General features: G+C 63.3%; 11 protein-coding genes. 6 read left to right on the top strand and 5 right to left on the bottom strand.

Translation table 11 applies throughout. The annotated features are described in order from the left end of the window. Positions 1-978 (top strand): toll/interleukin-1 receptor domain-containing protein, encoded by a 978-nt coding sequence (locus tag VF746_26070; protein HEX8695910.1) that lies wholly within the window; start codon positions 1-3, stop codon positions 976-978. Between the two features lie 83 nt (positions 979-1,061). Here VF746_26070 and VF746_26065 read toward each other — a convergent pair whose 3' ends face one another. The 3 genes from VF746_26065 to acnA all read right to left on the bottom strand — a co-directional run bounded on the left by VF746_26065 (position 1,062) and on the right by acnA (position 5,836). Continuing rightward, the gene (locus VF746_26065) at positions 1,062-1,805 is read right to left on the bottom strand and encodes a lysophospholipid acyltransferase family protein (GenBank protein ID HEX8695909.1); all 744 of its coding nucleotides are present in this window, start codon (positions 1,803-1,805) and stop codon (positions 1,062-1,064) included. Then, positions 1,802-2,830, bottom strand: a complete 1,029-nt coding sequence (gene thiL / locus VF746_26060) for a thiamine-phosphate kinase (protein HEX8695908.1) — start codon at positions 2,828-2,830, stop codon at positions 1,802-1,804. Before thiL ends, VF746_26065 begins: the two co-directional genes overlap by 4 nt. A gap of 99 nt (positions 2,831-2,929) precedes the next feature. Then, positions 2,930-5,836, bottom strand: coding sequence for an aconitate hydratase AcnA (gene acnA, locus VF746_26055; GenBank protein ID HEX8695907.1), 2,907 nt, complete (start codon positions 5,834-5,836; stop codon positions 2,930-2,932). 430 nt (positions 5,837-6,266) lie between these two features. Here acnA and VF746_26050 point away from each other — a divergent pair, with 430 nt between their 5' ends. From VF746_26050 to VF746_26040, 3 genes are all read left to right on the top strand, one after another. Continuing rightward, a complete protein-coding gene (locus VF746_26050; GenBank protein HEX8695906.1) occupies positions 6,267-6,953 on the top strand; it encodes a class I SAM-dependent methyltransferase in 687 nt (228 codons plus the stop codon). 176 nt (positions 6,954-7,129) lie between these two features. Then, the gene (locus VF746_26045; GenBank protein ID HEX8695905.1) at positions 7,130-7,492 is read left to right on the top strand and encodes a co-chaperone GroES family protein; all 363 of its coding nucleotides are present in this window, start codon (positions 7,130-7,132) and stop codon (positions 7,490-7,492) included. A gap of 143 nt (positions 7,493-7,635) precedes the next feature. Next, a complete protein-coding gene (locus VF746_26040; GenBank protein ID HEX8695904.1) occupies positions 7,636-8,895 on the top strand; it encodes a CYTH domain-containing protein in 1,260 nt (419 codons plus the stop codon). Here the strand turns inward: VF746_26040 and VF746_26035 are convergent. Both VF746_26035 and VF746_26030 read right to left on the bottom strand, forming a co-directional pair. After that, positions 8,892-9,935: an ImmA/IrrE family metallo-endopeptidase gene (locus VF746_26035; GenBank protein ID HEX8695903.1), complete on the bottom strand. Its 1,044-nt coding sequence runs from the start codon at positions 9,933-9,935 to the stop codon at positions 8,892-8,894. The two genes, VF746_26040 and VF746_26035, sit on opposite strands and share 4 nt — an antisense overlap. Then, the gene (locus VF746_26030; GenBank protein ID HEX8695902.1) at positions 9,922-12,066 is read right to left on the bottom strand and encodes an HD domain-containing protein; all 2,145 of its coding nucleotides are present in this window, start codon (positions 12,064-12,066) and stop codon (positions 9,922-9,924) included. Before VF746_26030 ends, VF746_26035 begins: the two co-directional genes overlap by 14 nt. A 143-nt stretch (positions 12,067-12,209) precedes the next feature. Here VF746_26030 and VF746_26025 point away from each other — a divergent pair, with 143 nt between their 5' ends. Both VF746_26025 and VF746_26020 read left to right on the top strand, forming a co-directional pair. Then, complete coding sequence (locus tag VF746_26025) at positions 12,210-12,446, top strand: co-chaperone GroES family protein (protein HEX8695901.1); 237 nt, start codon at positions 12,210-12,212, stop codon at positions 12,444-12,446. 107 nt (positions 12,447-12,553) lie between these two features. Further along, positions 12,554-12,943, top strand: coding sequence for a hypothetical protein (locus tag VF746_26020; protein HEX8695900.1), 390 nt, complete (start codon positions 12,554-12,556; stop codon positions 12,941-12,943). The last annotated feature ends 205 nt before the right edge of the window (positions 12,944-13,148 follow it).

The following is a 13,148-nucleotide window of genomic DNA, read 5'->3' as shown; positions in this document are numbered from 1 at the left end:
ATGAATACCTATCGACGGGCGCTGCGCGACTTCCAAGACTATTCGGACGATGTGTCCAGGGCGAATGCGAAAACGCTTCCGGATGCGCTTCGGCGCTTCGCCTCAACGCTGCACACCGGGACGCCCCTTGGTGATGTCGTTGCCCGCCTGCCAAGATTTGATTTCGATTCTTGGTATGAGCGCCAAAGGTCGACGCAGCGCTCAATGGTCGGCAGTGCGGATTTGTCTTACCCCCACAATTCGGAGGAACGTCTTGCGGCTCAGGTGGAACTGATTCGGAGAATAGCTGCGGGTCAAATTAGACTGGTGGATTTCTCCGCTACGTTCCTGTGGGTGGCAAATAATTCTGATGCGAACACGGCAGAGTTCGTGCGGCAGATTTTCCGGCCGTTCGTTCGCGACTTCCTGCGCTTTGTCCACGACGACCCGGAGTTCGAGGCTAGGCTGCACAGTGGGGATGAGACTCCGATCGCTCCTGTAGTGTCCGAACTTACCCTGTTCATCAGCCACAGCAGTGCCGACGAGGCGATTGCCCGCGCGCTGATCCGCCTCTTTGAGAAGGCACTAAAGATCTCTGCCCGGAAAATCCGATGCACTAGCATAGACGGCTACCGTCTCCCCGCCGGGGCGGACACGAACGATGTTCTTCGAACGGAGGTGTTTGGCGCCGAACTCCTTGTCGGTCTTGTTACTCCGACGAGCATCGGTTCAGCTTACGTACTCTTTGAGCTTGGCGCGCGCTGGGGCGCCCGAAGGCCACTGTTTCCGGTGCTGGCCGGCGGGGCGACCATCGACCATCTGCGCGGGCCCCTTGGCGTCTTGAATGCGCTAAACGCCTCCGTCCCAGACCAAGTGCGGCAGTTGATAGAGGATGCCGCTGTCGCGCTCGCGCTCCCGCTTGAGCCGATGGCGTCGTTCTCGGCTGAGATCGAGGCGGTCGTGCACGCCTCCTCCGGGGCACCAGCAGGCGTTAAATAGTGCCATTCGTGGCCCCGCACGCAACTAATCCACGACTCGATTGAGGTTGCGTTGGTTAATACTTGACCTTCCGGTAGGGCAAGTCAACGGGAGGGCGGCAGCGCCGGCTCGAGGTCGCCGACGACGGAGGCGATGGCCATGCGGACGCGCTCCATCAGCGGCTCCACGCCCAGCGACGCGGCGGCCGCCACCTCGGCGGCGGGGACGGGCTCCAGGAAGTGCAGGTGGATGGTGTTGGGGCGGATGCGCCAGCTCCCCTTGGGCATGATCTCGTAGCTCCCCGCCACGGCCAGGGGGACGATGGGGACGCGCGACTCGATGGCCAGCATGAACGCCCCCTTCTTGAACGGCTGCAGCCGCCCGTCGCGCGAGCGCGTCCCCTCGGCGTAGACCACCACCACGGCGGGGCTCCTGCGGATGCGCTCGCCCGCTTCCCTCAGGCTCTCGATCGCCCGCTCGCGGTTGGAGCGGTCGATGGTGATGTGTCCCGCCGCCCGCATCGCCGGGCCGAAGACGGGGATCTTCAGCAGCTCCTTCTTGGCGACGAAGTGGAAGCGCCCCGGCAGCGACGCCGCCAGCGCGAACACGTCGAACCAGGAGACGTGGTTCGACACGATCACCCGCGGCTCGCCCGGGGCCACGCGCTCGGGGTGGTGGAGGACGACGCGGCACCCGCTGGCCCGCATCACCGTGCGCGCCCAGAGCCGCACCACGTCCATGTACCAGTCTTCGTCCCTGAGTCCGAACGCGGCGGCGAAGAGGACGGCGGGGCCCCAGAACAGCGTCATCCCCAGCGCCGTCAGCCCGAACCACACGGTGCGGATCACGCCTCGGCCTCCTCGAAGTGCCGGTAGCCGCGCAGCCCCAGCGGGCGCCGGTTCCCCTCGGCGTCCACCCACCACACCCCGTCGCCGCCGCCCACGCGCCCCACGCAGCTCAGCCGCACGCCGAAGGTCTGCTGGAACTCGTCCACGTGCGGCTCGGCCGCGCCGATCGGCGCGGTGAAGCAGAGCTCGTAGTCCTCGCCCCCGGTCAGCGCCAGGCGCAGCGCGTCGCCGCCCTTGCCGGCGTGGCGGCGGGCGGCGGGGTGCACCGGGATCAGCTCGGGCGAGAGGAGCACGGCCACGCCGCTGGCGGCCGAGAGGTGTGCCGCGTCGCCCGCCAGCCCATCGGAGAGGTCGATCATCGCCGTGGGCAGCCCGTGCCCGGCCAGCCAGAGCGCCTCGCGCACCCGGGGCGCGGGCGCGGCGAAGCGGGCGCGCGCGCGGCCGTCGGGCCGGCGCCCCTGCAGGCGCTGCTCGACGTACGCCGCCGCCGCCCCCAGCTCGCCCGTCACCCACACCTCGTCGCCGGGGCGGGCGCCGGAGCGCAGCACCGGGTGCGGGCACTCGCCCACCACGGTGACGTCCACCACCAGCGGCCCGTGCGTGCGCGCCAGGTCGCCGCCCAGGAGCGCGGCGCCCACGCTCTCGGCCGCCCGGCGCACGCCTTCCATCACCTGCTCGGCGTGGGCCTTCTCGTCCCCCGGCGGCACGGCGAGGGAGGCCAGCACGCCGATCGGGCGCGCGGCCACGGCGGCCAGGTCGCTGAGCGCGGCGGCCGCGGCGCGCCGCCCCACGTCGCGGAAGCCCATCCAGTCGCGCCGGAAGTGCACGCCCTCGACGGAGATGTCGGTGGAGAGCGCGATCCCGTCGCCCGCCACCACGGCGCAGTCGTCGCCCGGCCCCACCCGCACGTCGTAGCGCGCGGCGCCGCCCCCGCCGCGGGCGTAGAAGCGGCGGATCAGGTCGAACTCGGCGCCGGCGCCCAGGCGGAGGCGGCGGCGCTCCGGCCCCCGGCGTCGCTCGCTCATCGGAGTGCGAAAGTGCGGGGGCGCGAAAGTGCGAAAGTACGCGGGAACCCGGGTTCACTCTCGCACTTTCGCACTTCGCACTCTCGCACTTTCGGAGGGTTAATACGTCGGCGCGTCGCTCGCGGGGAAGCTCTCCAGCGAGTCCTCCGTCACCGAGCGGTCGCCGCCGGCGGCGTCGCGGCTCACGGCGCCGGCGGGGACGCCGCTGATCGCCTCGGCCCTGTCCTTCCCGCCCAGCAGCTGGCGCAGCACGTACTGCAGGATGCCGCCGTGGCGGTAGTAGAGCACCTCCTGCGGCGTGTCGATGCGCACGAACGCGCGGAACGTCTTCTCCCCCCCGTCCTCGCCGCGCGCGCGCACGGTGACCTCGCGGCCCGCCGCGAAGCCGCTGTCGAGCAGCTCCGGCAGGCCTTCGACGTCGAAGTGCTCGCGGCCGGTGAGGCCCAGCGACTGCACGCTCTCGCCCGCCAGGAACTGCAGCGGGAGGACGCCCATCCCCACCAGGTTGGAGCGGTGGATGCGCTCGTAGCTCTCCGCGATCACCGCCTTGATCCCCTGCAGGTACGGCCCCTTGGCCGCCCAGTCGCGCGAGGAGCCCGAGCCGTACTCCTTCCCGGCCAGCACGACGAGCGGCGTGCCGTCCTGCTGGTAGCGCATCGCCGCGTCGTAGATGGTCGTCACCTCGTCGGCGGGGAAGTACGTGGTCCAGCCGCCCTCCGTCCCCGGAGCCAGCTGGTTGCGGATGCGCACGTTGGCGAAGGTGCCGCGCACCATCACCTCGTGGTTGCCGCGCCGCGCGCCGTAGCTGTTGAAGTCCTTCGGCTCCACCCCGTGCTCCACCAGGTACTTCCCGGCGGGCGAGTCCTTCTTGATGCTCCCGGCCGGGGAGATGTGGTCGGTGGTCACCGAGTCGCCCAGCAGCGCGACGGCCCGGGCGCCGCGGATCTCCGCCACCGTCTCCGGCGCCTCGCGCGACATCCCGTCGAAGTACGGCGGCCGGCGCACGTACGTCGACTCGTCCGTCCACTCGAAGCGGTCGCCCGCGGGCACCGGCATCGACTTCCAGCGCTCGTCGCCCTCGAAGACGGCCGCGTAGCTCCGGCGGTACATCTCGCTCTCGATCGAGCTCGCGATCGCCTGCTCCACCTCGGTGGACGTGGGCCAGATGTCCTTGAGGAAGACGCTCCGCCCGTTCGGGTCGGTGCCGATCGGCTCGTTGTACGGGTCCCAGTCGATCCGCCCGGCCAGCGCGTAGGCCACGACCAGCGGGGGCGACATCAGGAAGTTGGCGCGCACGTCGGAGTTGATGCGCCCCTCGAAGTTGCGGTTGCCGGAGAGCACCGAGCAGGCCACCAGGCCGCCCTTCTGGATCGCCTCGGAGATCTGCTGCGGCAGCGGCCCCGAGTTGCCGATGCAGGTGGTGCAGCCGTAGCCGACCACGCTGAAGCCGAGCGCCTCCAGGTACGGGAGCAGCCCCGACTTCTCGTAGTACGCGGTGACGACCTTCGAGCCCGGCGCCAGCGACGTCTTCACCCACGGCTTGCGGTCCAGCCCGCGCTCCACCGCCTTCTTCGCCAGCAGCCCCGCGGCGATCATCACCGACGGGTTCGAGGTGTTGGTGCACGAGGTGATCGCCGCGATCACCACCGAGCCGTGGTCCAGCACCGCCTGGGCGTCCTCGATCAGCACCTTCTGCGCGTCGGGGCTGTCGGCGCTCCCCTCGCCCCACACGCCCACCTTGTCGGCCCCGGCGCCGCTCTCGGCGTTGGCGGCGTCCTTCTGCGAGTGCGGCGCCCGCCCGGAGGGCAGCAGCGACGGGAGCGAGGCGAAGAACGACTTCTTGGCCTCGGAGAGCCGCACGCGGTCCTGCGGGCGGCGCGGCCCGGCGATGCTGGGCTCGACGGAGTTCAGGTCGAGCGACAGGGTGTCGGTGAAGAGCGGCTCGGGCGAGTCGGGGGTGTGGAAGAGCCCCTGCTCCTTCATGTACGCCTCGACCAGGGCGATGCGCTCCTGGGGGCGGCCGGTGAAGCGCAGGTAGTCCAGCGTCACCTGGTCGGGCGGGAAGATGGCGCAGGTGGCGCCGTACTCCGGGCTCATGTTGCCGATGGTGGCCCGGTCCGCGAGCGCGAGCGAGGCGACGCCGGGGCCGTAGAACTCCACGAACTTGCCGACCACGCCCTTCTTGCGCAGCAGCTCGGTGACGGTGAGCACCAGGTCGGTGGCCGTGGACCCCTCCGGCAGCTCGCCCTCCAGCCGGAAGCCGATCACCTCGGGGATGAGCATCGAGATCGGCTGCCCCAGCATGGCGGCTTCGGCCTCGATGCCGCCCACGCCCCAGGCCAGCACGCCCAGCCCGTTCACCATCGGCGTGTGGCTGTCGGTGCCCACGCAGGTGTCGGGGTAGGCGAGCGGGATGCCGTCGGCCGCGCCGTTCTCGTCGGTGGAGAAGACGACGCGCGAGAGGTACTCGAGGTTCACCTGGTGGACGATGCCGGTGTTGGGCGGCACCACCTTGAAATTGCGGAACGCCTGCTGCCCCCAGCGCAGGAAGGCGTAGCGCTCGGCGTTGCGCTGGTAGTCGAGCTCCACGTTCTGCTCGAACGCCATGCGGGTGCCGAAGGCGTCCACCTGGATGGAGTGGTCGATCACCAGCTCCACCGGCTGCAGCGGGTTGATGCGCGCCGGGTCGCCGCCCAGCTCGGCCATGGCGTCGCGCATGGCGGCCAGGTCGACGACGCAGGGGACGCCGGTGAAGTCCTGCAGGATCACGCGCGCCGGGGTGTAGGCGATCTCGCGGTCGGGCGGGTTCTTCGGATCCCAGCGGGCCAGCGCCTCGATGTCGTCGCGGGTGACGGTGACGCCGTCCTCGGTGCGCAGCAGGTTCTCCAGCAGGATGCGCAGGCTGTACGGCAGCCGGCTCACGTCGCCGGCGGCGTCCAGGCGCCAGATGGCATACTCGCGCCCGCCCACGCGGAGGGTGGAACGGACCCCGAAGCTGTCGCTCATCACGTTCTCCTGTCTTCTTCCCCGGTCGGTCTGCCAGAGCCACGCCGCCGGTCCGTCTCGCCGGGGTCGCATGCCGGCGGCGGCTGGGGCGAACATACCGAATCGCGCCCCTGCCCGAAAGGCGGCGCGGCGCGCGGCTTTCCGCGTTCTGGCGATGGGAGACGGAAGGCGGCTGCAAGACCGGTTCCGGCCCGCGTCCTTGTGCCCCCGCCGGGCGGGAGGCTACCGTTCGGGCAGGCTCGGGCGAATGAATTCGCTGCAACAACCACACGAAGTCCGCCTTCGCGGACTAGCGGGCTGCGCCCGCGCGCTTCGCGCCTGCCGGACCGTGCTTTCGCGCCGAAGGAAGGTCTCCGCGCCGAGTCAGCCTGCGAAGGCAGGGCTGCTTGCCGTCGCACTTCGCACTTCACACCTCGCACTTCGCACTCGAATGTCCACCGCCGCCGGCTACTTCGGCCCCATGCGCGAGGAGTACGACTCGCTGGTCCGGCGCGCGGTGCCGCGCTACGACGAGATGACGGCGCGGCTGGTCGACTACCTCCCGGCGGAGGCGGCGCGGGTGCTGGAGCTGGGGTGCGGCACGGGGAACCTGTCGCTCGCGCTGGCGGAGCGCTTCCCCGGCGCGGCGATCACCTTCGTCGACGCGGCGCCGGAGATGGTGGAGCTCACCCGCACGCGCCTCTCCGAGACGCACCCCGCCGCGGCGCAGCGAGCGAGCTTCGTGGTGAAGCGCTTCGAGGAGCTCGATCCGGCGCCGGAATCGTTCGAGCTGGTGGCGTCGTGCATCAGCCTGCACCACGTGGCCGACAAGGGCGCGCTGTACCGGGTGCTGCGGCGGGCCCTGGTCCCGGGCGGCACCTTCCGCTTCGCCGACCAGCTCTGGGGAGGGACGGAGGCGAACGCGGCGCTCAACTGGGCGCGCTGGCTGGAGTTCTGCCGCCTCCCCGGCAACTGCAGCGAAGAGGAGATCCAGAGCCTGCTCGACCACGCTCGCGAGCACGACCACTACACCCCGCTCGGCGAGCACTTCCGGCTGCTGGAGGAGGCTGGCTTCGTCCGGGTGGACTGCGTCTGGCGCAACTGGATGTGGGGGATCGTTACCGCCGAGGCGCCGTAGCCCTCGCGCCGGGCGCACCGGGGGCAGGGTGCGGTGTACAGGCCGGCGCGGCTTCGGGACGGGGATCGTGCATCGCCCGGGAGGCCGCGTTATTCTTTCGTCGCAGCGCACGGGCGGCTCCCGAAAGTGGAAGCCGCCCGTGAGATTCCGCCGATCTACCGACCCTGGAAGGTCTGATGCCGCGTGAAGTGGTCGTGGTGGGGGACAAGGTCCTCATCAAGCCCGAGGAAGAGAACTCCAAGACGCCGTCGGGGCTGTACCTGCCGGCGGGGGTGAAGGAGAACGAGCCCGCGATGGGCGGCTACGTGGTGAACGTGGGCCCCGGCTACCCCACCGCCGAGCCCGTGGCCGACGGCGAGCCGTGGTCCGGCGGCACCCGCACGGGGATGCGCTACGTCCCCCTGCAGGCCGAGAAGGGCGACTACGCCATTTTCCTGCGCAGCAACGCCGTGGAGGTGGAGATCGACGGCAACAAGTACCTGATCGTCCCCCACTCGGCCATCCTGCTCCTCATCCGCGACAACCTGCCGCTGCCTTGAACTGAACGCAGACTTTTCGCGCGAGCGCATAGAGTGTAGAATGTGAGAAACTCGCCTGGTGAGCGAACCATCTCGGTTTGGGCTCAAGAGAGTAACTAGCTCGTTTGCGAACGTAGAAAAAACTATCGCCCCGGAGGAGTTCAATGTCTACTAACTACGAATCTGAATTTAAGTTTGTTAGCCTCGGGAATATTCAGCTCAAATTCTCACCGGTTGAAAGTGGACGGGTTGTATCAGAAAAGGTGAAAATGCTTTGTGAGTTACTGGACATCACTGTCGAGGATAGCGCTCAAAGAAAAATTCAAGATGAATACTTCGATGATCCTGGCTTTACACTGCTTCGCAACCACTGCAGTCTTCGGCGACGGCTCCGCAACGGGAGTATCACGGCTACTTTGAAGGTCGAAGATCAATCGACAGTTGATGATGCGTTGCACCGTATCGAAACTGACTTTGAAGACGGTGAGTTCCAGAAACTGCTGCGGCAGCCCGACGCTCTGCTGTCGCTACTTCGAATGCATCTCGGTCAAGCAATAGAGCTTGGCCCGATCCGCCACATTCTTACAGTCCACAACCGCCGCACCACAATGGTGTTAAAGACCGAAAATTCATCGTATGAACTTGCTTATGATAAATATTTTTATTATAGTCCTTTAGAGGGTCGCTTCAGCGAATATTTCGGTGAGATGGAAATTGAGGTGCTCGGGGATGTTATGCCACTCGATTCACAGTTGCAAATGCTACGGAGAGCGACACCGGTTCTACTGAACTCTACTACGACGAAATTGAGCAAAGTCGAACGAGGTTTGAGGTGGCTTCGGGAGCAAGATGCTCCTAAGACAGTTTACGTAGTTGCCTTCGATATTGTAGGCTACAGTTTACGAACGGCCGATGTCCAAAAGCAAATGATTATGCAATTTAACAAGTTGACTAAAGAAGCCATTCGGCAGGTGCGTGGGCACAATCACGGGGAAATCATTTATCTTCCCACCGGCGACGGAATGATACTGATTTTTGAAGATCATCCGGAGACACTCCTCCCAATAGTTTTCATGCTCCAAGATACTGTAAAACGCTATCGCTCGACGGTGCCGGAGCAGAAGCAATTCTCATTTCGTACGGGTATTCACGCTGGTCCTGTGTTTAAGTACTCCGACGTGAATGAAAATCCAAACGTTGCAGGTAATGGGATCAATCTTGCTGTACGTGCTATGTCTCTCGGAGACGATTGGCACATTATCGCCACAGACGCCGCCTTTGAGGCGGTTGGAAACATCGCTGAACATCTAAAGTCCTTATTTCAGTTACTCGGACCTAGAGCGGTCAAGCACGGAGTAGAACTACGCGTTTACAATGTTTTCGACCGAGAGCGCGAATGTGGGAATCCAAGCCCACCACGCTAAAGGGCATGACTCTCACCCTCCCGAGTAGCTTTGACGAGAGCCGGTCCAGTCCAGGCGGACACGACATAAGCCTCTTTGATTTCCCCCTTTGGTCGGGCGTAGAGGCAGTCGGCAATGTCTGCATCGAGGAGAGGTTTGTACCAACGCCCTGAGTTAAATTCAGATACTCGCAACCAAGCCTTGATATGTTGGGCTGCCGCCGAATCGGTCACCCTCACCAAATCACCGGCAGCATCAAGGGTGAATCGGCCAGCCAGCGTGATCTGCTGGCCTTCTGTGCCTTCATGACTCCATCGTCGATATAGGGTTTCTGCATGTTCTAATCCGAGAGACCGCGCAGTTTTGTTTCTCCAGACCCATATCCTACCCTTAGCAGGACCAATTGCACCGACATTATTTACTCGTAGTTGGCTTTCACCTTGGCGCTGTGAGTGAGGTCTGTGGGTAAGCACCAACATAATCGCCGCGGGTGCATCAACAGCGACATCTTGCAACCGGGAGACAACTACCGGAATGCTGACGTGCAACTTCCGCGCGATATCTTCAGTGAGACGAAGAAAGTCCCAGGCGCTACATGGATTCGTTTGCTTGAAGAAAGAAACAAGGAACTCGGGCGGGACAAGCAAAGCGCGAGCGAACTGATCGCAGATAGCCTCTTCCGCTTTCAACTCCTGCTCAGAAAGGATACCAACCTGATGTCGTAGTCCACCGACCCCGCGCTTGTAGAAAAAAGTATGTCCGATTTCATGCGCGATAGAGAATCGCCTTCGAGCGGGAGCTACCCCGGTACGCAGGTGCAGTAGAAAGTAGCCCCCGTCCGGGACAAGAAGGCCTTCTGGGCAAGAGCCCATCAGAGGCTGGTTGGAGAAACGTATTCCACATGCTCGAGCAATATCCTCCACGTCAACAGGGAGTTCGGGATACTGCGGCAGAAGGGCAGACCTGAGGGCACGCGCTGCGGTTTCGATAGCCGTACTCAGGCTAGTTTTGCCGTGAAGATCCACAAAAAACTGGGCAGTTTTCGACTTACCGACGTCCATCCGCCTCCTCCACTGCGCGAGCGCCAACTTGGTGACGGATTAGCAGCAGTATCCGATTCAAGTATGCGTCGTAGCTTGGATCGTCGAGCCGAGCTGCAACCGCAACGTCGGCCTCTCCGGCGAGTAATGCTGACCGGAGCGCCAAAGCTGCTTTTTTCTCCTTCCGGGGAAATCCTTTCGTTCCAGCTAAACTGGTGATCACCTGTGCCCCAAATAGCGCGGTAAGCCGCTGATGAACCGCAGAGCCATCGCTTGCGGTACTCGCGAGGAGGGACAGGAAACGCGCATCTCCAGCAGCCCCGTCTAGAAGTGCGCTCGTTATTGATTGCGGTACATCCTTGAACGGTAATCTTTCAATAAAACGCCGCACACAAGTTAATGCGGCGGCAGCGCTGGCTTCCGGCTCCTGCGCAAATTGGTGGTGACGAACCTTCGGATAGGCCGCGACAAGAGGGATATCGAAGCGAGCGCAAACGCAATCTACAACCGCCTTACATAAACCGGGATCATCAAAGATTTTTGGATCGACAAAAATATATGCTTTCCAAAGCTCCCGATAATAACGTTCTAAGACTTCTAGGTCAAGTTGATATGCAAAGAATTCGCGTTGAACGCGCAGTGGAAGAATTCGATCCGGAACAATTTCAAGCCTAACGTCGACCTCCTTCGCTTGCATCTGCGCATTGGGACAATATATCAGAACATTTCCGCTATCGACACCGGCAGCCGCGGCTAGGTCGTCTTCAAGCCGTTGGCGGTGCTCACCAGAAAAGGCTTCCGCAGGTCCCCTCATCTGTTCCAAGAAATAGGAAATTGTGTGCTTACTGGCATTTACAAGGTCAACATCGATCACCAGGAGCGTCCGGTAAATATCAGCGCGGGCAAATCGGAGTGCTGAATAGAGTTTCTTCTGCAAGGGTTTTCGTTCGATAGAAGCGTTCCCTAAATAGGTGAGCAGTTCGGCATCTCCAAGATGCACTAGATGTGGTACCCCGGTCGGTTCGTCCTTGCTTGACCACGGTGCAGGATAAACTGCCGTGTCATCACGGGGCCGAAGGTCTTCCGGGAGCAACTCGAGTAGTTTAACGAGCATCGCACTCGCGGCCGCCTTCTTATGATGATAATATACACGCTCTACCATTTCATAACGTTCCCGCATGATATCAAGAACTGCGGTTGCGACGTCTCGCCGTTGCCCGCCGCGCCGCTGCGACTGGACGACTATAGAGATCCGAAACCCTTCGTCAGGAAAGAACGTTCCTCTCCTAATCACCAAATACCGTTGGAGTCTACGATGTAGGCGTGCTTCCATACCAAGGTTTATGCGATCGCGCGGTAAGTAATCCCAAAGGTCTGCGCAGATCGTATTCCCGACAAGATCACTCATAAATGGTTGAAATACTCCATCTTGAGAGGCGTGTTCGTGGAATACCTCCAATTCTCGGAGGCGGTCACGTTCTTGTTCTTGCTTTGCATCCTGAATTGCGGTTGAGAGGACCTGAGGGAAAGATGTCGGCGGGTCTACCTTCTCTTTCCAAGAGAGGATCAAGTAAAGTAACTGCCTCAGGTCTGAGTTCCGTAACCTTGGCAACCAACGATCATGGTCATCGGAGAAAACTCTCGCGAGCTGGCTTTCAGGATTGAATAGGAACTCGGCTAGTCGGCTACTCCCAAGACGGTCATGTCGGGTGAACAACCCAGTATACTCATCCTCAAAGGTATGTCCAAAAGGGATATGGCTGATATCGTGAAGCAGCGCTGCCACACTTACTATTTCAGTAAGTCCTCGCCACCTCGACTGCGGGGAAACTCCCCAGGTATCTGGGATATCTGCGTTACTGGGGATTAGTTGGAAGTCCTCCGAAACCAGCGATCCAGGATGTTCGAGATCGAATCGTTCGTGGTTCTGCGCAATCTTTCGCAACAGAGTGCGTGCGATAAAATAGGTGCCGATTGAATGGGAGAAGCGAGTGTGGCATGCTCCTCGATAGACCAGTTCAGCGAACCCAAGTTGCCGAAGTGATGCCAGTCGTTGGAATTCTGGAGTATCGATAATCGCTACCGCCAAGGGGCTGATCACCTTGGTCCCATATATTTGGTCCGCGTATAGCTTTGATTTCGGCTTAAGCATGGCTGGCATCCTGATTAGATGATCCGAAGCATGTGGCCAAACAAGGTTCTAGTGCGCCAATTCACATGTATGCTTCGACTCTAGAAATTACGCAAGTATGTCGCGATCAGTTCCCACTCACTAGCGCAGCAGACCAAAGACGGGTGAGATATAACGTGGGCCCCGGCTACCCCACCGCCGAGCCCGTGGCCGACGGCGAGCCGTGGTCCGGCGGCACCCGCACGGGGATGCGCTACGTCCCCCTGCAGGCCGAGAAGGGCGACTACGCCATCTTCCTGCGCAGCAACGCCGTGGAGGTGGAGATCGACGGCAACAAGTACCTGATCGTCCCCCACTCGGCCATCCTGCTCCTCATCCGCGACAACCTCCCGCTCCCCTGAGCGGCTCGCCGCCGCCCGGGGAAGGCCCGCCCGCGTAACAACCGGCGGGCTTCAAACGTTTACGGCGGACCTGGCTGGATTTCCCGCGACAAAAGGACATCGGACCCATGTACAGGCGATTCGCCGCTCCTCTGGCCGCCCTGCTGCTCCTCCTGCCAGGCTGCGACAGCCCGAGCCTGGGCGAGACGGTCGACGCCACCGGCACCTGGACCGGCACCGCGCAGACCGGCCCCGCGAGCTCCGTCGGGCTCACGATGAACCTGACGGAGGGGAGCGGAAGGGCCGTCACCGGCACCGCGCAGATGGTGCTCGGCGGGAACACGCTCCAGTTCACGGTCACGGGCCTGCGCCAGTCCGCGGACCTGTCGCTGACCTTTGCCTCGGGGCAGTTCGAGCCGGTCGTCTTCAGCGGTGAGTTCCATAGCCGGACGGAGCTCCAGGGAGTGCTCAACCAGTCCGGCTTCCAGAACGCCGCCACCACCCTCACGCGGCAGTAGGCAGCCGGGACCAGCCGCTTCGGGAGAACGAAGAGCCGCCGCGGCAACCTCGTGCCGCGGCGGCTTTTCGTGTGTGCCCAGCATGGACAGTGGTCAGGAGGTGAAAGTCCTCCCGGAACTTGGTCGTAGGGACCGAAGCGAGCCGCAAGGCGCCGACCGCGAGGGGAGCGCTGAAAGAAGCGGGGTAGCGAACCCGTCGAGCCGA

The organism is Longimicrobium sp. (assembly GCA_036389795.1).
GTDB lineage: Bacteria > Gemmatimonadota > Gemmatimonadetes > Longimicrobiales > Longimicrobiaceae > Longimicrobium.
Note: the sequence above shows the minus strand (reverse complement) of the source record. Positions and strands in the feature narration are given on the sequence as shown.